The organism is candidate division KSB1 bacterium (genome assembly GCA_022566355.1).
In the GTDB taxonomy this organism is placed as follows: domain Bacteria; phylum Zhuqueibacterota; class JdFR-76; order JdFR-76; family DREG01; genus JADFJB01.
Genome location: JADFJB010000075.1, coordinates 1 through 23,240, shown reverse-complemented (window position 1 = coordinate 23,240; position 23,240 = coordinate 1). Strand labels below are relative to the sequence as shown.

The window sequence follows — 23,240 nt, the reverse complement described above, 5'->3', positions numbered from 1 at the left end:
AATATTTCAATCTTTTATGTGAGAAAATCGATATGAAAGCAGAAAAATTGTGCTGGTGGGATGATCATGGAATTGAACCTGAATTGCAGCAGACAGAGCCTCATACAAAAGGAACCACAGCAGTTCAGTTTATATTAACAAGTAATATAACGATACACACCCTGGATATGTTAGGAAATGTGTATATTAATGTTTTTTCCTGTAAGGACTTTGATGCTGATATGGCTATGAAGTTTTCCGAAGAATGGTTTAAAGGTAAAGTAGTCAATTCACAAGTAATTGAAAGAATATAAAATATGATACTAGAAGAAAAACAAATAATCATTCCAAAGACACCAGATAATCAAGATTTGCTTGAGTACATTTCAAATAAAACAATTGAACAACTTGGCTCGAATGAAATACCGAATCGTTTTGTTATCTCACTAACTGATGATAATGGCTACTTTTGTGAATTAGGCACATTAGTCAATAATGAAAATTATCCTGTTTCTCAAAACAATTCTATATTTAATTTCAATAAACGTGAATTTGAAAACACTCAACAATTCAATGCAGTATTATTAATTCCAACTGGAATTGGCGCTAAGTTTGGCGGTCATTGTGGCGATGGGAATGCAGTTGCCAGATATATTGCTTCTGCTTGTGATGAATTAATCACCCATCCAAATGTTGTGAATGCATCCGACATCAATGAAATGACAGAGAATACGCTATATGTCGAGGGGAGTATTATTACTCGCTTAATGATGGGACAAATAGGATTAAAAAAAGTACGGTCCAACAGAATACTCATGCTAATGGATAAACATGAAGAAGAATTATTTAATAATGAAATAATCAATGCGGTTTCTTCGGCCAGGATATCTTTAGGAATTGATTGTGATGTATATGAAATGGATCACATCATAAAAAGTGTTTCGGCATATTCAAACTCAGGCAGGGCTATAGGAAGGGTTGAACACCTGGAAAGGCTTTTCGAGATAATTAATAAATTTGCAGATCAATACGATGCGATTGGTTTATCGACTTTTATTGAAGTGCCAAAATGTTACCATACCGATTATTTTAAGGACATTGAAATGATAAATCCATGGGGCGGAATTGAAGCCATGTTAACACATAGTATTGCAGAAGAGTTTAGAGTTCCATGTGCTCATTCTCCAATGATGGTTTCCAGAGAAATAATGGATCTGGATGTTGGTATTGTAGATCCAAGAAAAGCGCCAGAGACATCCTCGGTTACATATCTTCATTGTATATTAAAAGGCTTGCACAAAAGCCCTAAGATCGTTTCATATGATAAAGGATTAAATGTTGAAGATATTTCTTGTTTAATTATTCCGGATGGTTGTATTGGTCTGCCAACATTAGCGGCAATGGAACATGGCATACCCGTTATTGCGGTTAAAGAAAACAAAAATTATATGCTAAATAATTTAGAAGACCTCCCATTCCAACCCGGTAAATTATTTATTGTGGAAAACTATTTAGAAGCCGTTGGTATTATGCATGCTATTAAGGCGGGAATTAAACTGGAAACGATTCGAAGACCCATTCCACGTACAAAAATTCTTAATGATGAAGAAAACGGTATAATCAATAATAAAGAAATAAAAAATTCAACGGTTAAGTCTTCTGTAAAAAATACTTTTGAATAATATTATTCCTCTAAGTTCTCCAAAAGTTGATTAGGTTCAAACCATGGACTCTTTCCTTAACTTCTTCGAGCAAATGCCGGCCTGGCAGAAACTGGTTTGGATCATTAGTTGTTTGGCTTTTACCTGGGTTCTGGAAGGCAATTACCCCTTATTTCGATTTGATTATCGTAAGTGGCGCCATGCTCGTATTAATTTTGTGTTTCTGGCATTTACGATCACCATCAATATTATTTTCGGTATTATTACAGTTGGCATATTCAACTGGATCCAGCAAAATGAAATTGGCTTGTTATTCTACATCAAATTATCCATCTGGGCTGAATTGCTGATTGCAGTCCTGTTATTAGACCTGGTGGCGCAATATACTGTTCACTACCTGCTGCACAAAGTCAATTGGATGTGGAGGGTTCATATGATCCACCATAGCGATACCAAAGTGGATGTAACAACCGGAACACGCCATCATCCGGGCGATTATATTTTGCGGGAAATCTTTGCTTTATTTGCAATTATTGTGATTGGCGCCCCCATCGCTTTCTACTTTTTCTATCGCATCGTTACCGTCTTCTTCGCCTACATGACCCATGCGAATGTCATTGTGCCACTTTGGCTGGACAAACCGCTAAGTTTTGTTTTTATCACGCCCAATGTGCATAAATTTCATCATCATTTTGAGCTGCCCTGGACCGACAGAAACTATGGCAATATCTTCTCCTTCTGGGATCGTATTTTCGGCACATTGGTCTATGGCGATCCCCAAAAGGTGCGCTACGGATTAGACATCCTCGATGACGCCACAGACGAAAATGTGCTCTATCAATTGAAAATGCCATTTAATAAGAATATGAAAAGGGGTAAACCAAAATAACTTTCAAGAAATTGAAGTTTCTCATATAAAATTAGGTTCGTCGCTTTTACGAATCTCTGCCACTATTAAGCACAAAGAAACAGAGAAGGCATAAAAGCTGTGCCAAACAAATTTTGCTTTTTTATTTATTTTTAGTACTTTTTGATTCAAATTATTAGCCTATATTACTGAAGGAAACCTGATGAAAATTATTAACGTAGCTGTTTTGATTATTTGTTTATTTCAACCAGGTTTAGCTCAAGATACAAAAAAGGAACAGGTTACAATGAAAACTTCATTCCTCGGATTGCGAACAATAGTATATCATGTAGGTGACCTTCAAAAAGCCAAAGAATGGTATTCCAAAGTTTTTGAGATAGAGCCTTATTTTGACGAACCGTTTTATGTCGGATTTAATATTGGCGGTTATGAATTGGGGTTACTGCCGGAAGAGAATCCCGCAACAAACAAAGGTATAAGTGTCGTTGCTTATTGGGGTGTGGATCATATAAAGGAAACTTATGACAGGTTGCTTGGATTGGGAGCCATTGCAGTTGAAAAACCCACTAATGTAGGAGGAGAATTAATGGTCGCTTCTGTAAAGGATCCCTGGGGTAACATACTCGGAATTATATATAATCCGGATTTTAAATTAGACGAAAATTAATAGCCGCAGATAAATTTCATTTAGACGTGATTTATTAATCGTTGGCAGCATATTTAAAAAGTAAAAAGTAAAGTAAAAAAGAGAAAAGATAAATGAGAATATTAATCATTGGCGGCAAGGGGACCATTGGTAAAAAGGTAACTGGATATCTTTCAAGTAAACACGAGACTTTAGTTGCCGGAAGAAGAGATTGTGACATCACAGTTGATATTGAAGATAGCCTTTCGATTAAAGCTATGTTTGAATCGGTTGCAAATATAAATGCGGTAGTATGTGCTGCCGGAGAAGCCAAGTGGGACAAACTTGAATCATTATCAGAAGACGATTTCTATATCGGTATTAAGAGTAAATTAATGGGGCAAGTCAACTTAGTTCGAATCGGGCAAAATTATATCAACCAAAATGGTTCCATAACCTTAACCACCGGAATATTGGCGGATGATCCCGTACTCATGACCACAAGCGCGGCCATGGTGAATGGCGGTATTCACAGTTTTGTTAAAGCTGCGGCTTTGGAAATGAAAAATGGGATAAGGGTTAATGTTGTGTCCTGTGGGTTGGTTGAAGATGCAGTCGATAAATATTCGGATTATTTTCCTGGCCATAATCCGATACCGATGCAAAAAGTAATCAATGGCTACGTAAGAAGTATTGAAGGAATGGGGAATGGAGAAATAATAAGAATTTATTGAAGAGAAACAATCCCTTCAAAGGTTAGTCTTTCAGGAAATAATAAAATGATTTTAACCAGGATATTCTTTTCGTTCCTTATTTTAGGTCCAATATTAATTGGACTTCTGAATCTTCGTAGGTATAAAAATAAATTTGAAAAACCAAGATTAACCCACTACTTAGCTTTATTGAATTCTGCAGTTTTGTACGCTGTTGCCTATAATGTGATATTCTTTTACCAGGAATTATTTCTGGTGTTGGGTAAAAAGGTACTCGGTCTGCAATCAACCTTGTATCATAATAACCATAACTGGTCGGGTCATCATCCCATGGAATCTTTAATGCAGGGTTCAGGGGCTTTGGCAATCTTCATTATCGGTTTGATATGCTGGGCCTGGTTTCAAAGAATAAGAAACACCGGGAATGAGTGGAAATTGCTCATTTTATGGCTGGCTTTTCATGGGCTGATACAATCAATACCCCAGGTTATGGTGGCCGTTTTTGACTCCAATACGGATGTGGGCCAGGCGCTAGTGGGTTATTTGGGTCTAAATCAAACTGTGCTATTTGGCCTGGCAATTTTAAGTATCCTTGCCACTATTGTAGTGTGCATTTGGTTTAGCAGGCCATTATTGGAAATCGCTCCTGACACAGTGGATTTAAGCAATCCTAAAATGAAGCTTCATTATATTCGCTTTATCGCTGTGGGTGCAGCTGCTGTGGGTTGTGTGTTTATTATCCCTTTTCGCATCCCTCCCATAACTCAATTAATCTCTCCTTTTATTTTGCTTGTGTTTTCAATCCCGTGGATTTGGTCAGTAGCGCCCGGGGTGGAAAATATTAAATCTATAGGAAATGTTGTCAATAATAAAATATGTTGGAAACCCATTATCATTCTGGTTTTTTTACTACTCATATTCAGGTTAATTTTGGCTCCCGGGATTGAGTTTTAGTTGAAAAATCATTAGTTTACCCTGAAAACATACCAAAAACAAAGATGCAATGAAATGATTCTAATAAAAACTATATCAGCTATTCTAAAAAATTCTATTGACCATAAATCATTTTCTGTTAAATTTTATTAATTTTTCATTCCAAACTTGACATTTAAGAAATCTCCTTCTAAAATATATAATTCTGTATCTTGAAAATAACACTCTGTCTATGCCCTTTTGAATAAGAGATAAAAACTAAAAAACAGAAAAATCACAGTTACAATTATCTATTATGAAAGTAGCCATTATTGGCGGCGGCCCTGCGGGCCTTTATTTCGCCATTCAAATGAAAATGAAAGACCCCTCGCATGAACTTTCTATTTTCGAAAGAAATGAACGCGGCAATACCTATGGCTGGGGGGTTGTCTTTTCCGATGGTACGCTGGATAATCTAAAATCAGTTGATGCAGAAACCTACACTCAAATTACAGACGCTTTTGTGCATTGGGACGATATCGATGTTCATTTCGGTGGAAAAATCATTAAATCCGGTGGACATGGTTTTAGCGGCATTTCTCGTCAGACTCTATTAGAAATTTTGACAAAACGAGCGGAAGAGGTGGGTGTCAAAATTGATTTCGAAAATGATATTCAGAATGATACCGAATTTATGGGTGCTGATTTAATCGTAGCTGCAGACGGCGCAAACAGCATCATTCGAAAAAAATATGAGAATAAATTTAAGCCGGATTTCGATTTTCGTCACTGCAAATATGTTTGGCTGGGTACTCGTAAGACTTTTGGTGCCTTCACATTTATTTTTAAGGAAACAGAATTTGGCTGGTTTCAAGCTCACTGCTATCGCTTCGAAAAAGGCATGAGTACTTTTATTGTAGAGTGCTATAAAGATGTATGGTACAAAGCCGGCATTGATATGATGAGCAAAGAGGAGGGTATAGAGTATTGCGAAAACCTTTTCGCAGAATATTTGGATGGCCATCACTTGATTTCAAACGCAGAAAACTTGCGTGGATCGGCTGTTTGGATGAGTTTCCCACGAGTGAATTGTGAAAACTGGTACCACAATAAAACAGTACTATTGGGCGATGCAGCAGCCACCGCTCATTTTTCTATAGGTTCCGGCACAAAATTAGCCCTGGAGAGTGCCATTGCTTTGTCTAACAAAATCCATGAGTATGACGATCTGGAAACTGCATTGCAGAATTATCAGGAAGAAAGAAGAATCGAGGTCCTTCGGTTGCAAAGTGCCGCACGCAACAGTACGGAATGGTTTGAGCAAGTCGGGTTGAAAGGCCACCTGGAACCTGAACAATTCGCATACAGCCTGATTACCCGCAGCCAAAGAGTTAGCCATGAAAACTTACGGTTACGTGATAAAGCCTATTTAGAGAATTTTGAAAAGTGGTTGGGTACGAAGTCAACCGGTAGAGAACATGCGAAAGCCATTCCACCTATGTTTCTGCCATTTCGAATCCGGGAGATGGAGATCAAAAATCGAGTTGTTTGTTCACCCATGGCCATGTACAGTGCAGTGGATGGAAAAGTTACCGATTTCCATTTTGTGCATTTTGGCGTTCGAGCAATGGGCGGCGCCGGATTGCTGTTTACAGAAATGACATGTGTTTCGCCGGACGCCCGCATTACCCCCGGATGTGCCGGTTTGTATAGCGACGAACATACAACAGCCTGGAAACGAATTGTTGATTTTGTGCATCAGTATGGTGAAATTAAGTTTGGATTGCAGATTGGTCACGCGGGTAGAAAAGGTTCGACAAAATTGGGTTGGGAAGGCTACGATGTTCCCCTGGATGGTGACAACTGGCCCATTTATGCGCCATCTCCGATTCCGTACACAGAACAAAACCAGGTTCCTGTCGAAATGACGACTGAAGATATGGTGCGGATCAAAAAAGATTTTGTGGCAGCCACCCTTAAGGCCGATGAAGCTGGTTTCGATCTTTTGGAGCTGCATTGTGCACATGGTTATTTGTTATCCAGCTTCATATCGCCAATTACCAATATTCGTAGCGATGACTTTGGCGGTTCATTGGAAAACCGAATGCGATATCCCCTCGAAGTCTTCGACGCAATGCGTGCAGTTTGGCCTGAGAATAAGCCAATGTCTGTGCGGATTTCTGCTTCTGATTGGGTAAAGAATGGCATCACTATCGATGATTCAATCGAAATTGCAAAGATGCTAAAACAGCACGATGTTGATATCGTTGACGTATCTGCCGGCCAGGTCAGCCCCGATCAAGAACCTGTATATGGCAGGATGTACCAGGTGCCCTTTTCAGAAAGGATTCGCCTGGAAGTCGGGATTGCCACAATGGCGGTTGGAAATATCTATGAACCGGATCATGTAAACAGCATTATTGCAGCCGGACGCGCAGATCTCTGCTTGCTTGCCCGGCCTCATCTTTGGGATCCGTTCTGGACTTTGCGTGCAGCAGCTCAGCTTGGTTATGAGGATATTAAATGGCCCGACCAGTACTTGAGTGGCAAGCAGCAATTGGAGACTTTGTCTCGTCGAGCGAGAGAATCGCAAATTGGACCTATCTAAAACAAAAATGTCAAATAACAAAAATCAAATGACAAATAAACTCCAATACCCAATTTTCGAAAATAAAAATACTAAATGGCTGAGTTTGATGTCAAACTCACGTTAAATTTTTTGATGCCATTGTGAACAGAATCGAACTTAAGTTTCTGCAGACCTGGCCCCTTCGACATCGCTTAGGATAAAATCGTCGAAGGCTGATAATGATATATTTTACTTAAGATTGAATTAATCCATGTTAAATTAGAAATTGAAATTTAATTGGAATTTATGATTTGTTTTTTGTGATTTAAAGAAAAAGATCGCACATTTATATACAAATCGAGATATTCTCATGACAATTGGTGAATAAGAAGGAGAGGCATGAAGGGTTCAGATTTCAAGCCGAAACATTTTCTCTGGTCGGTTAAAAACAAAGTTGCGACGATCACGTTGAATCGACCGGAAAGAAAAAATCCGTTAACATTCGATTCTTATGCTGAATTGAGGGACTTGTTCCGCAATTTAATAGAAGTGGAGGATGTGAAATCCGTAGTGTTTACGGGATCTGGAGGCAATTTCTGCTCTGGTGGGGATGTGCATGAGATTATCGGGCCCCTGGTGGAAATGGATGAGGTAGATCTGAACAAATTTACTAAAATGACAGGAGACTTGATCATCGCCATGCAAACCTGTCCCCAGTTAATTATATCAGCGATTGATGGAATCTGTGTTGGAGCAGGCGCTGCAATTGCAATGGCCTCTGATTTACGGTTTGGTACAGAACAAAGTAAAGTGGCATTTTTATTTGTACGGGTAGGGCTTGCCGGCTGCGACATGGGCGCTTGCTCAATTCTACCGCGAATTATTGGACATGGACGAGCCGCTGAGCTGCTTTATACCGGCAGAGTTATGAAGGGACCCGAAGCATTTAGCTGTGGATTTTACAATCGAATTTATGAACCGAATAAGCTATTGCAAGAATCTCAGTCCTTTGCCGAGATGATAGCAACAGGTCCAACTTTTGCCCACGCGATGACTAAAAAAATGCTTCGTGAAGAGTGGGAAATGGGCATAGTAGAATCAGTGGAGGCAGAAGCCAAGGCTCAGGCAATTTGTATGCAAACAAAAGACTTTCACAGGGCGTATCATGCATTCGTAAAGAAAGAAATCCCTAAATTTGAAGGAAATTGATGCCTGACAAAACCTTTCTTTCCTGGCCATTTTTCAGCGAGAACCATCGTGAGCTTGCTAAGTCCCTTGAAACATGGGCCAGGGAGAATATACCTTCATACCAAAAAGAAGATGAATATGAAGCATGCAAGCAAATCGTACTAAGTCTTGGCGAAACCGGTTGGTTGAAATACGTGGTTCCTGAGAATTTTGGCGGCATTAATGAAAAACTTGATGTGCGCTCTTTATGTATCATCAGGGAGACGCTTGCAAGATATTCCAGTTTGGCTGATTTTGTATTTGCTATGCAGGGTTTAGGTAGCGGGGCTATTTCTTTATTTGGCTCTGGTGAGTTAAAGGAGAAATATCTTCTGAAAGTTGCAGCTGGCAGCGCCATTGCCGCATTTGCTTTATCTGAAAAGGATGCCGGTTCCGACTTAAACTCTATCCAGACAACAATCGAAAAAGAAGGTTCAGATTATATTCTTAACGGCAGCAAAACATGGATATCCAATGCTGGAATTGCTGATTTTTATGTTGTATTTGGACAAAACCCGGGAGAGGATCGCAACAATGGACTTACAGCAATTGTAGTGGATGCAAACACAAGCGGGCTTGAGTGCAGTGAAAAAATTGAGATTATTTCACCACATCCTTTGGGTACCATCATCTTTAAAAACTGCCGTGTACCAGAATCCCAATTAGTTGGATTACCAGGACAAGGACTGAAAATAGCATTATCCACATTGGATGTTTTTAGATCTACGGTAGGAGCAGCTGCATTGGGTTTTGCCAGGAAAGCATTGGATGAAGCAGTGGCCCGATGCAAAAAACGGCAAATATCCGGTCAGTTGCTTTCAGAATATCAAATGATTCAGCAAAAGATTGCAGAAATGGCTGTTCAGATCGACGCCAGTGCTCTGTTGGTTTATCGTGCCGCGTGGAGCAAGGACAATGGCGCTGAGCGAATCCCGAGAGAAGCCGCAATGGCCAAGCTATATGCGACTGAATCAGCTCAACAAGTTATTGATTCTGCTGTGCAGATATTTGGTGGTTTGGGTGTGGTTTCAGGAATGCCCGTAGAGGAACTGTATCGTGATATTCGTCCGTTGCGGATTTATGAAGGCACATCGGAAATTCAAAAACTTATCATCGCAAAAGAAACACTAAAAGAACTGTAAATAGAGATATTTAAATGAAAATATTACAACCTGAAGAATGGAAAAAACCTTCCGGATATAGTAATGGTATTCAAGTAAAAGGAGAAATGATTTTTGTTGCCGGTCAGGTTGCATGGAATAAAGATTCTGAAATCGTAAATAATAGCTTGATCGATCAAGTTCGACAATGTCTTCAAAATGTTGTTAGAATTTTGGCGGAGGCCAAAGCCAAACCTGAACATATCGTCCGCATGGTTTGGTACCTGATCAACCTGGAAGATTATCGAAACTCATTACAAGAAATTGGCATAGTTTATCATGAAGAAATTGGCAGACATTATCCCGCTATGAGTTTATTCCAGGTTTCAGCGCTTTTGGAAACAAGAGCCAAAGTGGAAATTGAAGCAACTGCGGTGCTGCCAATGGACATTTGAACAATGATTAATAAATAAGAAATTATTATGATGTAAGAATTTTTGAAAGATGTAGATATTTATGGCTTCGATACAAAAGCATTCCAAAGAAGTGAAATTTCCCGATGTGTTTAATCTCGCAGATTATTATCTATTCGATCGTTTAAAGGAAGGATTGGGAGACAAAGTTGCGATTCGATATGGTGAACTGAAATACACATATTCGGAGGTTGCTGAAAGAACTCGCTGTCTTGCTAACTATTTTCAATCTATAGGTGTCGGTAGAGAAGAGAGAATATACACGGTTTTGCCGGATGTTCCGCCGTTTGCCTGGTCTTTTTTTGCGACGTTAGCTCATGGGGCTGTGGTGGCTATGGGCAATCCTTCAGCTCCGATTATAGACTTGGAATATGTCCTTGCGTATAGTCGAGCGACTGTTTTAATTACACTGCCAATAGTTGTAGAAAACCTATCGCATTCGCTAGGAAAAAATACATATTTAAAAGCAATTTTACTTGTTCCGGGTACTGCTACAGGAGAGAATCCGGAAGCCCGGTGCAGAATAGCGCACTCATTGGACCATACTCGGATTGAAATCATTTCGTTATCCGAGGCTATAGAAAAAGGCAGGGATCATAAACATACCACCCCTCCGGATATCAAACGCGATGATTTAGCGGTTTGGTTATTTACATCAGGTTCTACCGGGGAACCGAAAGCGGCAGTTCATACTCATCGGGATTTTGCATTTAACACTGAAGTATACGCAAAAGGGACAGTCGGTTACAAAACTGATGACAGTACGGTAAGCGTCCCCCGTTTATTTTTTGGCTATTCAACCGGTACAAATTTAATGTTTCCATTCGCTGTCGGCGCTACGGCTTGTTTATATTCAGAACCGCCAACACCGGAAAACCTGGCGAAGGCCATAGAAATGTACCGGCCAACTATCGTTACAAATGTTCCAACAATGATGTCTAAACTGCTTGACTATGATGATGCATTGATTAAATCAGGCAAAGCAGGCCTGGATTTATCCTGTGTTCGTTTTCATTTATCTGCCGGGGAAGCATTGCCACCCGCACTTCTTAAGCGGTTTATGGAACGCTTTGGTAACGACGTCTATGATGGCATCGGCTCGGCTGAAATGTTCCATATTTATGCCAGCAATCGTCTTGGTGATATAAAACCGGGATCACTTGGCCGTGTTGTTAATGGCTATACAATCAAAATCCTTCCCACAAATGCTGATGGTCCCGGAGCGCAAGAACTACCCGCAAATGAAACCGGAGTCATGTGGGTAAAGGGCGATAGTGTAGCCTTGGGCTATTTTCAGGATCGCGACAAAAGCTGGCAAACCTTCCATGGCCATTGGTGCAAAACCGGTGATTTATTCCGCTTGGATGCAGATGGCTACCTGTGGTTCTCCGGCCGTGCAGACAGCCTGTTTAAAGTCGGCGGCATCTGGGTAGCGCCGCTGGAGGTCGAGGAATGCTTGCAGGAACACCCTGCGATTGCGATGGCTGCTGTTATTCCGGCAAAAGGAGATGGATTAGACAAGCCCAAAGCATTTGTCGTGATTCGTGAAAACGAGTTACCCCGCATTTCTAATGAAGATGCTAAAAATAATCTTAGAATTGAACTTCAGGATTTTGTCAAAAGCAAGTTGTCGAAACACAAATATCCACGTTGGGTAATTTTTGTCGGGGATCTTCCGAGAAACGATCGCGGTAAAGTCGATCGTAAAGTCCTTATTGAGCAGGAAAAGTCTGGTCAAAGTCCATGGAAATGAAAGCGAACAAATATAGCTTGGCTGAGCTTACCACGGAACAATTCGCCCAATTCATCGAGAGTAATAAACCAGTTGTAATTTTATTGCCCGTTGGGGTACTGGAACCGCATGGCCCACACCTGCCGCTCATCACGGATACGGTAATCTCTCATCATGCTGCTATCCGCGCTGCGAATATTCTTGAGCAAAATCAGGTAATTCCGTTGATAGCTCCGCCGGTTCATTATGGCGTGACGGAGTGTGCCAGCGCTTTTAAAGGAGCCATTTCCATTTCTTCAGAAACATTGACTTCTTATTTAAGAGAAGTAATCCACGCTTTCTTAAAGAATGGCGTAGCGCATGTCTGCTTAATCAATAATCATCTTGAGCCAGTCCAGTTTACTGCGATAAATAATTCGATAAAAGAGATAGAAACCGGCAAAGCATCCGTTGCATGCCCACTCACAAAACGATGGGGACGAACACTGTCCGATGAATTCAAAAGGGGCGAGTGCCATGCCGGCGAATATGAAACTTCTATAATGATGTCTGCAACACCTGCAATGGTTGATGATGATAAGAGATTAGAACTGCCTGAAGTACCCATCAGTTTGTCTAAAAAAATAAATGCCGGTATCATTGATTTCGCTGAAATGGGTTTGACAAAATCGTATGCCGGTGCTCCGGCAAAAGCTACAGAAGACCATGGCCGTGAAATGCTAGATAAGCTTGCAGAAATGATTGCTACGGAAGTTCTGGAAGCGTTGGAAATTGGTGAGTAGGGTTTGTATTATGTATGTCATATTATTACCCTTAATTTTATTTCATTATTTTAAGCAATAAAGATTGTGAAATAGTAAAATGACTAGAAACGTATTTCTATTTTGTATCATTGGAGTGCCAGCGATAGCGGGTTTTATTGCGATTGAATTAGAAAAATATATTGGTTTTAATTTTTTTGACTACAATATTTCAAAATTTCTAATCATTGCAGTGTATATTCCGATAATTAGTTTTTTAAGAAATCGGTTTCTGAAAAAGACATTGAAAGACAATTACATATCGTGGTTCAGTTTGAAAGGACGGATTAGTCAGTTTAGAAAACCGTAAACGATGCAATTTTTGTAAATATGAATATATAAGCAATTTCCAAACGGGGTGGGATCTAGCTTCCTTTGCTTGACTGTCTTAACTATTTCTCCCTAATTGAAAAAATCAAACTGGGTGGCTTACAATAAGTCGAAAAAGCCCATTTTGATTCATTTGTTCTGCTCTTCAAATCCTAATTATTTTTATTTGCTTTTAGTAGAATTGGTTCTTAATTTACCATTTTTGTATCAGAACCCTTTTTGTTCGTTTAAATGTTGATTGGTTTGAATCAAGCGTATCTAGAAAGTTGTCGATAAATTTTTAGGCAGCAATTAAGTTTTATTTAATCGACAAAAAAACAACTAAGTGGATGTGTAAAGGAAAGTGACAGGGTTATGAAGGTTGGAATTATTATTGGTAGAATAGGTGATGTTGACGGCGTTGCCCTGGAAACAGAAAAATGGATTCATATTTTACAGAAAATGGGGCATGAGATATTTATCCTGTGTGGTCGCATTACAAAAAAAGTTGTTGAGAACGAACATACAACTGTGCTTCCAAGTTTGTCTTTCTTCTCGCCCAATTGTGAATGGGAACAGAACAGAGCTTTCTTTTTCCCCCCCGATGAACCATCTGAATTATTGAGTCACTTACATGTGGCTTCCGATGATCTTGCCATTCAGATGTTCAAATGGGTCATGAAAAATAACCTGGATGTGATTATATCCGAAAATGCCTCAGCACTGCCTGCTCATTTATCTATGGGCATGGGCATTAAGAAACTGGTTGAGAATACTGGCATCAATATCATTTGCCACGACCATGACTTTCATTGGGAAAGAGGCACACGCTATTTCACGCCATTCCCAGAAGTGCAGAAGATCGTCGAAGAAACCTTTCCCCCGCAGATCCCACATGCCCGGCACGCGGTGATCAATACCTACAGCAAAGAATATCTCAGAAAGAACTACAATATCGATTCAGTGCTTGTACCCAATGTCATGGACTTTGACCAACCATACGGTGTAAAGGATGAATACAATAAGGACTTATTGCAGGCCTTGAATTTAGAAAAAGATGATATTCCTTTATTCCAAGTAACCCGGATCTTAAGGAGAAAAGGGATAGAAACAGCTCTTGAGCTTGTTGAAAAGTTGGACAATAAAAAAATCAAGTTAGTTATAACTGGAAGTGCTGCCGACGACGATCGCAAAGGCTATTATAAAGAATTAATAGAAACGATAAATGACAAGAAGTTAAATGGCAAAGTTATTTTTGCAGACCATAAGATTCGCAACGATAGATCACAGGGCAGAAATGGAGAAAAGGTCTATTCACTTTCCGATGCTTATGCCCACGCAACTGCATGTACCTACTTCAGTACTTACGAAGGATTTGGCAATACATTTGTAGAAGTCTTACTGGCTAAAAAACCCATTTTTGTAAACAACTACAAACCGGTTTATTGGGAAGACATTGGCAATAAAGGTTTCAAGACAGTAATGATTGAAGATTCCAAGTTAACAGATAAAACAATATCTGAAATGGAGAAAGTTCTTTACGATAAAAAACTGCAAAAAGAAATGGCAGACTACAATTATCTTTTAGGCCAAACCAACTTTTCATATCATGTATTAAGGGAGAGACTTGAGGCTTTGTTCTACCACATCTAAGCCAAAACGAATATCCTTCCATCTTGCTTTTCCCGGTTAAGTATTGCATCAAAGCACAAATTATTTGTATAATGAATTAGCATAAATACGAATAGTAGTTTTAACCACCATTTTTAAGAATCAACACTTGACTTACAATTTCATAGGAGTTCGGTATGAAAGTTGGAATTATTATTGGAAGAATCGGAGATGTGGACGGTGTTGCATTGGAGACCGAGAAGTGGATCAAGATTTTGCATCAAATGGGGCATGAAGTCTTTATCCTCTCCGGACGATTTAGAAAATCGATCGTTACTCCAGACCACAAGATGTTGATTCCGAGTCTTTCCTTTTTTTCTCCAAATTGCGAATGGGAACAAAATCGAACTTTCTTCTTTCCGCAGGATGAACCCTCTGAATTGCTTTTACATTTGAAATTGGCATCCGACGATCTGGCTATCCAGATGTTCAAGTGGGTTATGAAGAACCATATAGATGTGATCATCTCTGAGAATGCTTCGGCATTGCCAGCACATTTGTCGATGGGTATGGCGATTAAAAAGTTGGTAGAACATACAGGTATCAAAATGATTTGTCATGATCACGATTTTCATTGGGAGAGAGGAACGCGCTATTCCACTCCTTTTGAGGAGGTTCAGGAAATAATAACCGAGACATTTCCCATTCAGATAAAACATGTCCGACATGCGGTAATCAATACCTACAGTAAGGATTATCTTAAAAAAGAATTTAATATCGAATCATTATTCGTGCCTAATGTCATGGATTTCGATTTATCCTATGGTGAAAAAGATGACTATAACGATGACCTTCCTGAAAATTTGGGTTTGAAAAAGGACGATATCCTATTGTTTCAAATTACCAGGATTGTGAAAAGGAAGGGTATTGAGACAGCAATAGAATTGATCAAAAAACTGGATGACAAAAGGATTAAACTAGTGATTACGGGTAGCGCAGCTGATGATGATCGTAAGGGCTATTACAAAGAATTAATTGCAATGATAGATGAACAGAAATTGAACGAACGTATCATCTTTGCTTCACACCGCATCTTGAATGATAGAGGCAAAAACCTGCAGGGCGAAAAAGTGTACTCCCTCTCAGATGCATATGCGCATGCGACTGCCTGTACCTATTTCAGCACCTATGAAGGTTTTGGAAATGCCTTTGTCGAGGCGGCTCTTGCCAAAACTCCAGTATTTGTCAATAATTACAAGCCAGTTTTCTGGCAAGATATCGGCAGCAAAGGATTTGAAATTGTTATGATCGAAGACGGTAAGCTCACTGACAAGGCTGTAGCTGAAATTGATCAAATTATTCATGACAAGAAATTGCAGAAAGAAATTGGCGAAAATAACTATAACTTAGGTAAAATGCATTTTTCGTATAATGCTTTAAGGGCAAAATTAGAGACATTGTTTTATCATATATAACTTTTTTCTGAATCATAAGTAGAAATCGTATTCAGTTGGTTTTGCTGTATGAATGAGTTAGATAGTTGAACTTTCATATCCTTAGGTTAATTCAAAAATAGAGAAATTGCCATGGATGCCACCACAATGCTTGACAAGCTTAAAGCTGAAAAAATTAATACCTGGTTTGATCTTGGCTTATTCATCGATCGATTTAAAGAAAACAGGGAAGTCCCAAGTGCCCAATTTACCGGATCTTTTGACGATTTTTTGAAATCGATATCAAAAGGGGGTATTGCCTTTATCACGTTTTCCTATTCAATCGACGGCGCTACAATGGAAAGTGAAAAGTATGTACAGGTATTCAAAAAAATATTGGGGAATATTAACTTGCACTATATTGCCGGAGAATTTCACGAAAATAGCAAATTCTATCGTTTTCCGGAAGCGAAATGCTTGCAACTTGATGAACTATCTAGCTTTGATAATTGGCCTTTATACAGTGATTTTTTCTACCGAAAACTGGTAAGAGGTGGAGATGTTTATAATAAACTGATTTTAAGTTTTTGGAAAGAAGTGATTGTCATTTGCGAAAAGCTCGGCAATTACATCCGGGAAAACGATATCAAGCTGCTATATATAATAAACACCAATTCAAATCCCGGGAACGTCTCACTCGCATTAGCCCTGGTTTTTATTTCAGAATATCTGGGTATCCCGGTTATTTGTAATAATCACGACTTCTACTGGGAGGGTGGCCATAGTGAAATTGATACGACCTACCATAATATCAAACCTGGCGCACGAGACCACTTTTTCAAGAACTACCATTTAGGTGAAGTTTTTTCAATCCTAGAAATGATTTATCCGTGGGACTCACGCTCCTGGTTATCCGTTAATATTAATGCTTTCCAGACCGAACAGCTCATCCGTTGGCATGGTCTCAATCCCGCAAATGTAACTCATATTGACACTGCCATTGATTTTGAAAAATATCATGAGATAGATGATCACCGAAAAAGCGAAATCTTTCGTCAATTAGCCGCAATGTTCGCCAATAATAACGGAACAGTTCAGGTCAATTCGGTTGCAACAACAATAGACTTATATAGTCAAAAAGAAGAAAGTTTGAAACCTGTTTTGATCGGGGCTGATGATGGTTCATTCATTGATTTTGAGCAGGATAACATTATATTACTGCAGCCAACAAGAATTCTCAGCAGAAAAACCATCGAAATTAATTTTACTTTGATCAGAAAACTATTTGAGGATGATGAAGTAAACGAATATTTTGAGCAAAATGAACAATTGAAAATAACAATACTGGTTTCGGGGCCAATCGCGACCGGCCATTTCAAATACTTTCTACATGTCATCCAATCATTTGGCGATACCATCGCAAGGCTTCAGGAAAAACACAGAAACAAAATATTCTTGGGATTTATGTTGAGCCAATACGATAAACCTTCCTTCATCCAACATTTTGAACATCCCATCAAAATTTCTGAATTATACAATATTGCTTCATTGGTGATGCTTCCAAGTGAAACCGAAGGGCGTGGCCTGCCTATTATCGAAGCCGCTGCATGTGGTATCCCTATCTTCTGCCGACGCTATGAACCTGAAGTTGCCTACTCCAATGTGATTGGCGAACATTTGCCAAAATCCGAACGCCTTACGGTAATCGAATTTACCGATCCTGAATTGAGCAATGATATTATTGAGTTGGTTAAACGCCAACTTTTCTCTCCAAAGGGATACGAGCATTTTAAAGCTCGAAACAAACAAATCGTTGAAAAACGGTATAGTTTCGATGCCCTGGTTAGCGAATTTGAAAAAATATTGGAAAAGCTTTATTTGCAGCTAAGTCCAGAGCATATTTCAGCCAGAATTGCACAAAGGTCTCTGGAGGAGTATCAACACCACTTAAACGAAAACAAAGAATACGCATCAAATCTGCTTAACACAAACCACCGCCAATACCTGCCTGGCTATGGCCAAATGGGATTTATGATTTTCCTTAAATCCCTGATCGATCCGAGTTACTTTAGAGTTGAAGAAAAGAAATTGCGCGGATGGGCTATGCAGTTTGCACAGGAATTGGTCGATTATACGCCAGACCCAACGCCAGTGCCACTGGATTTGATGCACGAATTTTTTAATAGTGTCGATGACATTTTTACATATCGAAAGAGTGAATTCCAAATACGCCATGACCACTCGCTCGCTTATCGTCATCGCAACAAAAATTGCTATCCTTACCACGATTTAACACCTCAGGAGTTAACAGGTGTAATCAATCTTCTTTATAATAAGATCATAGCGCCGCCTCCAATCATTAAAATTGAAAGTTCTCGCATTAGTGACAACTGGAATACTAATTTAGCTACACTTTATGATAATGCTGATTTAGCAATTGACAATGTTGAAGAACTTGAAGAACATTTAGAACGAAATACCCCTATTGCCCTGGTTCCTGGCCGAAATCTCGAACTCGAATTAGAACTATTTGCTCTCGACCCGGTAAGGAGACGATTAGGCTTGGAAAAAAATGAAAAAATCCATGAAAGGTTCTTTGATCGTGTTGATCTGGCGCCTATTTATATTATTCAACGTGAAAAATCATTAGGCAATTCCGTGACAGCCGAGGTGCTAAAATCTCATATATACTACAGCGATAACAAAGAACTTAAGTTGCTTTTTGAGCGTGGTGTCTGTAAAATCATTAAAAGTAAACAATTTAGTGTCGGTATTCACTTCTATGAAATTGGCAGAAAAGCAGCAGAGGCACTTGAAAAAATCAGGGATAGAAAAGGCATACTGATCACTGTTGGTGACAATGCCGCTATGATGACTGATATCGTAGATGTCGACCGCATCCACATTGGCAAAGTCTCCCACATATTAGCCGAAAAAATTCTGGGTATACCTATGGGAAGTGGTTATGTTCAGTGGGTTCCTGCAGGACTGAGGTTTAACCTGGCATTTCCGACATCGGTTCAGGATGGTAAAGGACTGAGCAAGATCCTTGACAGTTTCCGATTCCGCAAATTGTGTGATTCTATGGGGGAAGAGAATGTACTAAAAGTGCTGAAAAATGACGCTGAGGAAAAAGGAACACCTATCAAGACTGTTCTAAAAAAATTGGATCAATCAGAACGGCAAGATGATGAAGTTACACACAGTTCCATTAATGACATCTATTCGGATGGCTTGCCATGGGCTGGAGTGTTGGCTCATCTTGCTATTAGCAAGTCACAAAAAAAATGGCACTTTTCTGTTGTTTCGACTTCAGATAGACCGAAGACGGTTATGGAATTTATTGAAGAATTTTCCCGGAAAGTTGAAAAAAACGTGAGAATTGCCTGGAATGGCGGCTACATTTTAAATCCGGAACTCGTTGGCAAACTTGGTATTCCTGAAATATTTATTGGGTCCCCGCTCGGGTTGATCATTTCCGAAGGAAAAGTGCTTGCGCCACCCCTGTTCAACAAACCAGCTTTCCTGGTTATGCCGAATGGCAACCTGGATATCCGGCTAGTCAACTGTTCCAAAGGCATCACCATTGATGGTCCGATGGGCCCAATCCACTTTTCAAAAGAATCTTACAACCTTACAACACCTTTTGAAACACCTTGTTTTTATGACTTACTTTATGAGCCAAACAATCTGCCGGGAAATGGCAGGACATTGGTAAGATTGGCTGGTAATAAAATAAAAGAAGTTATTTCCACGGAAAAAGGGCAAAACATCTCAGTTTTACCTGTAGGATTGACGCTTTCCTTTCCTGTAAATCTAATGCCAAAGACATGGCAACCTGGACAAGAGCTTAACATTCGAATGAATGACTGGGAAGAAATTGAATCGGCTATTGAAGCTGGTCCGCAACTTCTGAAAGATGCTGAAGGTTGTATTAACATGGAACTGGAAGGGTGGAAGACGGGTAATTCGATCAGGACCCAGGCTGCTCGATTAGACTACACGGATATGCGGGGGCCTAAAATCGCGATTGGAATAGATCGTAATGGCGATCTGTCAATTTTAGCGATTAATGGCCGCATACGGGAATCCGTCGGGGCTACGCACATCGACATGGCGGAAATCCTCAAAGCTCAAGGAATTGTTGATGCGATGGGCTTCGATCCCGGAGGCAGTAGCACCTTGGTTGTTGATAATAATATTCTAAATATTTCACCCTACAACCATGATTATGAAAAAGATGTTTACAGCCTACCGCCGGAACCCAGGGCTGTGGCTAACGCTATTATGGTCTGGTAAAAAGCAGTCAATTATTACTTACTGACTGAAATTGAACATCACAATCACAAACAGGAAAATCAAAATTACACAACCGGAATGGGCGGTGTTCAGAGGCTTTTCCCTCCTGTTTGATAACCCTGGTAAAAGATGACCGTTCTTCTTTTAAGTCATCCAGATTGTGGTGATACAACTACTAGCATGCCTTTATTAAAGGGAATGCGCCACAAATTTGTGAGCAGTGAGAATATCAATTTCATTTCACGCGATTCAAGTGAAGTTTTGAAATATCATAGCAAATTCGATTTTCAATTCGAGTCAATCATTGACAACGAAATCTGGAAAAAATACGGGGTCATTGTTACCCCAACCGCTTTTATTATCGATAGCAATGGCCTTATTCGCCACAGAAAATCTGGGGCTTTTGCATACTGCAGCAATTAAAGGGTCGAATTAATTTTGTGAGTCTGTAAGAATTATGCAACATACAAGATTCTAACGAACTTGCGCAGTGGATGCAAGAGCTCCAGTTGAATGGGCTACTTTTCTGCTTTCTCAAAGCTTTGTGCAAATTCGCAGATGAAATGTCCTGAAACTCTTGCACCACTGAGTAAGTTCGTTATGAAAAAAGCACATCCTTAAAAATCCCGCCCAGAGCGGGGTTTTCTTTCCCACTTCGCCAGGCTCAGAACACAGCCTCTCAAAAGGGGATATGTAGCAAAAAAGGTTTGATTTTTTAAGCGTAAGGATCGCTAATTAGGGTTGGGTGATGATCCAATACATAAAGGAGAATAATTCTTGGCTGCAGGCGTGAACATCTATATTGCACTTTTTAGAGGTATCAATGTTGGAGGGAAGAACATTCTCCCCATGAAGGAATTGGTGGGGATTCTTGAAAAGATGGGTTTTGAGGATGTCAGCAGCTACATACAAAGTGGTAATGTGGTGTTTCGGAGTAAAACGAAATGTTCGAACAAGACGGCCACGGAAATTGGTGCAAAAATCCATGTAAGCCATGGCTTTGAGCCAAAGGTATTGTTACTTCAGGTGTCGGAACTGGAAGCTGCAATTGAAAATAATCCATTTGATAATAGCAAAGGGAAAATATTGCATTTCTTTTTCTTGGATTCTGTGCCTGAAGAACCGGACCTTGATAGCCTTAAGGCGATTAAATTCAAAACTGAGAAATATGAGCTTATAAATAAAGTATTTTATCTATATGCGCCTGATGGAATCGGTCGTTCAAAGCTGGTCGCAAAAGTTGAGAAGGCTATGGGCGTGCCAGTAACGGCTAGAAATTGGAATACAGTTGAGAAAATAATTTCAATGGTAAAGAAATAATACAAAACAAACAGCTGTAAGTTGATCAATTTTAATGTTGCAATATAATCACAAATTTGGCTTTTTATGCGACGAATATTGCCGTCTTGGTAGTATATGAGACTTGTATAAAACTATGTTGGGAGGCGCTTATGAAGTCTGCAGCAAAGCTGATGATTTTTGATCAGAACGGATACCTCTTCGCAGGTAAGGCGAAAAAGGACGGAAGGTTGGAGATGCTAGGTGGCAAGATCGACCGCGGTGAGGACCCAAAGCGTTCGCTGTTGCGTGAGCTGAGCGAGGAAGTAAACGGCGAATCGCTTCTAGATCATGTTCGACAAAGCTCGGTTGAACCAGTCAGAGTCCAAGCCGGAGAACAGGCTGACTTTGTCTTCAAGATAGAGGTCGACCAGATCGACCTGTCCGTCCTCGTCCAGAAAGGAGACGAAACCACAGCCCTGGTCATCATTAACCGGCCCACTGTCGAAAGGGCAGATCAACTAGTTCGTAACAAAAAGCTATTCACTGGAAGGACTTGGAAATTGTTCCAGGCGATGGGCTACCTTTCGACCGATTGAGAGGGGATGTGTGGCGAAAAAAAGGTTTGATTTTTTGAGTGTAGGTTCGTTAAATTAGGATATCAGAAGGGCTATTGAGAATATGGAGAGTAATTGTTTGTGGGTTTGACCTCTTATTTAATAAAAGTTCGCGATTCTATAAAAATCGATGTGATTGAGATTGCCAAATACGAAAGCAATCTCTCGCAGCAAGGGGAGTATGATGATACAAATGCTGGCTGGTTTAGTATTCCAAGGCAGGTGTTTTGTTTTATAGATTTCCTTGGCTCAATCGCCTACAATAACTATCCAAATGAAGATGGGGCAAGCACGCGGAAAGCTATGCGGTTTATTCAAGATTTTTTTCCGAAACACTATAGGCCATATAAAAATCTGCTGATTGCGATGTGGCGCCATGGCACAGTACACCAGTTTGTCCCTTATAGGTATTATGTAATGAAAGGTAATCGGAAAATTGTTGTAGAATGGTCATCCAACAGAAGCGATGAAGATCACAATAGGCTCGTTAACATGAAAACCTTCGATAAGAAAGGCCACAAGGACGTCATATACCTTGCCATCAATATTAATCAGTTGGCCGATGACCTGTTAATCGCTTTCGATAATTTCTTTATGAAAATGGCAAAGAAAAAGTCTTTCAAAAATGGCTGCTACAGACGCCTGAATCGTACTTTGGAAATGAAGAACTGTATAACCCCGGAAAAAGTAGGTAGAAAAAAAAGTCCCAAGAAGATTGAAGCAGAAAAAGAAATCAGAAAACAGATTATCTTGGCAAAAGACTCGACTAAGGGGGAAATGGATGAAAATAATAAATTACGAGTTGAGTGGTACCGTCTAGATTAATAAAGGAAACCCGTCCTCCTCCTCATAAAAACCTGCTAGAAAAGCGCACAAATCAAATCACAATTACCGGTATTCTTTCCGGATCACCAACTTCAATCCGGACCAAATTTCATCCACGGCACAAACTTTAATGTCGACCAGGTGCATAGGAAAAGCAGCGCGGCGAACTTCATCCTCCGTCATATCCGTCGGAACTTTTGATGCCATTT

20 protein-coding genes are annotated in these 23,240 nt (G+C 39.8%); 19 read left to right on the top strand and 1 reads right to left on the bottom strand.

Features of this window, described 5'->3' with window-relative positions; all coding sequences use genetic code 11:
• Positions 1-32 precede the first annotated feature (32 nt).
• The 19 genes from IIC38_13235 to IIC38_13145 all read left to right on the top strand — a co-directional run bounded on the left by IIC38_13235 (position 33) and on the right by IIC38_13145 (position 23,031).
• Positions 33-293, top strand: a complete 261-nt coding sequence (locus IIC38_13235; GenBank protein ID MCH8126907.1) for an S-adenosylmethionine decarboxylase — start codon at positions 33-35, stop codon at positions 291-293.
• Positions 294-296: 3 nt separating this feature from the next.
• Positions 297-1,661, top strand: coding sequence for a DUF3326 domain-containing protein (locus tag IIC38_13230; protein ID MCH8126906.1), 1,365 nt, complete (start codon positions 297-299; stop codon positions 1,659-1,661).
• 43 nt (positions 1,662-1,704) lie between these two features.
• Entirely contained in the window at positions 1,705-2,529 is an 825-nt protein-coding gene (locus IIC38_13225) for a sterol desaturase family protein (GenBank protein ID MCH8126905.1), read from the top strand.
• Positions 2,530-2,794: 265 nt separating this feature from the next.
• Entirely contained in the window at positions 2,795-3,175 is a 381-nt protein-coding gene (locus IIC38_13220) for a VOC family protein (GenBank protein MCH8126904.1), read from the top strand.
• A 92-nt stretch (positions 3,176-3,267) separates the two neighbouring features.
• Positions 3,268-3,867 (top strand): short chain dehydrogenase, encoded by a 600-nt coding sequence (locus IIC38_13215; GenBank protein ID MCH8126903.1) that lies wholly within the window; start codon positions 3,268-3,270, stop codon positions 3,865-3,867.
• A gap of 45 nt (positions 3,868-3,912) precedes the next feature.
• Complete coding sequence (locus IIC38_13210) at positions 3,913-4,800, top strand: hypothetical protein (protein ID MCH8126902.1); 888 nt, start codon at positions 3,913-3,915, stop codon at positions 4,798-4,800.
• Positions 4,801-5,074: 274 nt separating this feature from the next.
• On the top strand, positions 5,075-7,366 hold the full coding sequence (locus IIC38_13205) for a bifunctional salicylyl-CoA 5-hydroxylase/oxidoreductase (protein ID MCH8126901.1): 2,292 nt from the start codon (positions 5,075-5,077) through the stop codon (positions 7,364-7,366).
• Positions 7,367-7,726: 360 nt separating this feature from the next.
• A complete protein-coding gene (locus tag IIC38_13200) occupies positions 7,727-8,536 on the top strand; it encodes an enoyl-CoA hydratase family protein (GenBank protein ID MCH8126900.1) in 810 nt (269 codons plus the stop codon).
• The gene (locus IIC38_13195; GenBank protein MCH8126899.1) at positions 8,536-9,696 is read left to right on the top strand and encodes an acyl-CoA dehydrogenase family protein; all 1,161 of its coding nucleotides are present in this window, start codon (positions 8,536-8,538) and stop codon (positions 9,694-9,696) included. Before IIC38_13200 ends, IIC38_13195 begins: the two co-directional genes overlap by 1 nt.
• Before the next feature lie 14 nt (positions 9,697-9,710).
• Complete coding sequence (locus tag IIC38_13190; GenBank protein MCH8126898.1) at positions 9,711-10,109, top strand: RidA family protein; 399 nt, start codon at positions 9,711-9,713, stop codon at positions 10,107-10,109.
• A 61-nt stretch (positions 10,110-10,170) separates the two neighbouring features.
• Positions 10,171-11,880 (top strand): benzoate-CoA ligase family protein, encoded by a 1,710-nt coding sequence (locus IIC38_13185; protein ID MCH8126897.1) that lies wholly within the window; start codon positions 10,171-10,173, stop codon positions 11,878-11,880.
• A complete protein-coding gene (locus tag IIC38_13180) occupies positions 11,877-12,641 on the top strand; it encodes a creatininase family protein (GenBank protein ID MCH8126896.1) in 765 nt (254 codons plus the stop codon). The genes IIC38_13185 and IIC38_13180 overlap by 4 nt, the downstream gene beginning before the upstream one ends.
• Positions 12,642-13,343: 702 nt before the next feature.
• The gene (locus IIC38_13175; GenBank protein MCH8126895.1) at positions 13,344-14,621 is read left to right on the top strand and encodes a glycosyltransferase family 4 protein; all 1,278 of its coding nucleotides are present in this window, start codon (positions 13,344-13,346) and stop codon (positions 14,619-14,621) included.
• 155 nt (positions 14,622-14,776) lie between these two features.
• On the top strand, positions 14,777-16,054 hold the full coding sequence (locus tag IIC38_13170; protein ID MCH8126894.1) for a glycosyltransferase family 4 protein: 1,278 nt from the start codon (positions 14,777-14,779) through the stop codon (positions 16,052-16,054).
• 111 nt (positions 16,055-16,165) lie between these two features.
• Entirely contained in the window at positions 16,166-20,311 is a 4,146-nt protein-coding gene (locus IIC38_13165; GenBank protein ID MCH8126893.1) for a phosphodiester glycosidase family protein, read from the top strand.
• A 129-nt stretch (positions 20,312-20,440) separates the two neighbouring features.
• Complete coding sequence (locus IIC38_13160) at positions 20,441-20,734, top strand: redoxin domain-containing protein (GenBank protein ID MCH8126892.1); 294 nt, start codon at positions 20,441-20,443, stop codon at positions 20,732-20,734.
• 366 nt (positions 20,735-21,100) lie between these two features.
• The gene (locus tag IIC38_13155; GenBank protein ID MCH8126891.1) at positions 21,101-21,631 is read left to right on the top strand and encodes a DUF1697 domain-containing protein; all 531 of its coding nucleotides are present in this window, start codon (positions 21,101-21,103) and stop codon (positions 21,629-21,631) included.
• Between the two features lie 131 nt (positions 21,632-21,762).
• Positions 21,763-22,188: an NUDIX domain-containing protein gene (locus tag IIC38_13150; GenBank protein ID MCH8126890.1), complete on the top strand. Its 426-nt coding sequence runs from the start codon at positions 21,763-21,765 to the stop codon at positions 22,186-22,188.
• 99 nt (positions 22,189-22,287) lie between these two features.
• On the top strand, positions 22,288-23,031 hold the full coding sequence (locus IIC38_13145; GenBank protein MCH8126889.1) for a hypothetical protein: 744 nt from the start codon (positions 22,288-22,290) through the stop codon (positions 23,029-23,031).
• Positions 23,032-23,094: 63 nt separating this feature from the next.
• Here the strand turns inward: IIC38_13145 and IIC38_13140 are convergent.
• A partial coding sequence (locus IIC38_13140; GenBank protein MCH8126888.1) for a DUF3052 domain-containing protein occupies positions 23,095-23,240 on the bottom strand: 146 nt, incomplete at its 5' end.

Coding starts and splice junctions, on each gene's coding strand:
- IIC38_13195 (MCH8126899.1), top strand. CDS start 8,536: ATGCCTGACAAAACCTTTCTTTCCTGGCCATTTTTCAGCGAGAACCAT.
- IIC38_13205 (MCH8126901.1), top strand. CDS start 5,075: ATGAAAGTAGCCATTATTGGCGGCGGCCCTGCGGGCCTTTATTTCGCC.
- IIC38_13185 (MCH8126897.1), top strand. CDS start 10,171: ATGGCTTCGATACAAAAGCATTCCAAAGAAGTGAAATTTCCCGATGTG.
- IIC38_13180 (MCH8126896.1), top strand. CDS start 11,877: ATGAAAGCGAACAAATATAGCTTGGCTGAGCTTACCACGGAACAATTC.
- IIC38_13160 (MCH8126892.1), top strand. CDS start 20,441: ATGACCGTTCTTCTTTTAAGTCATCCAGATTGTGGTGATACAACTACT.
- IIC38_13235 (MCH8126907.1), top strand. CDS start 33: ATGAAAGCAGAAAAATTGTGCTGGTGGGATGATCATGGAATTGAACCT.
- IIC38_13210 (MCH8126902.1), top strand. CDS start 3,913: ATGATTTTAACCAGGATATTCTTTTCGTTCCTTATTTTAGGTCCAATA.
- IIC38_13175 (MCH8126895.1), top strand. CDS start 13,344: ATGAAGGTTGGAATTATTATTGGTAGAATAGGTGATGTTGACGGCGTT.
- IIC38_13150 (MCH8126890.1), top strand. CDS start 21,763: ATGAAGTCTGCAGCAAAGCTGATGATTTTTGATCAGAACGGATACCTC.
- IIC38_13220 (MCH8126904.1), top strand. CDS start 2,795: ATGAAAACTTCATTCCTCGGATTGCGAACAATAGTATATCATGTAGGT.
- IIC38_13230 (MCH8126906.1), top strand. CDS start 297: ATGATACTAGAAGAAAAACAAATAATCATTCCAAAGACACCAGATAAT.
- IIC38_13190 (MCH8126898.1), top strand. CDS start 9,711: ATGAAAATATTACAACCTGAAGAATGGAAAAAACCTTCCGGATATAGT.
- IIC38_13165 (MCH8126893.1), top strand. CDS start 16,166: ATGGATGCCACCACAATGCTTGACAAGCTTAAAGCTGAAAAAATTAAT.
- IIC38_13215 (MCH8126903.1), top strand. CDS start 3,268: ATGAGAATATTAATCATTGGCGGCAAGGGGACCATTGGTAAAAAGGTA.
- IIC38_13225 (MCH8126905.1), top strand. CDS start 1,705: ATGGACTCTTTCCTTAACTTCTTCGAGCAAATGCCGGCCTGGCAGAAA.
- IIC38_13170 (MCH8126894.1), top strand. CDS start 14,777: ATGAAAGTTGGAATTATTATTGGAAGAATCGGAGATGTGGACGGTGTT.
- IIC38_13200 (MCH8126900.1), top strand. CDS start 7,727: ATGAAGGGTTCAGATTTCAAGCCGAAACATTTTCTCTGGTCGGTTAAA.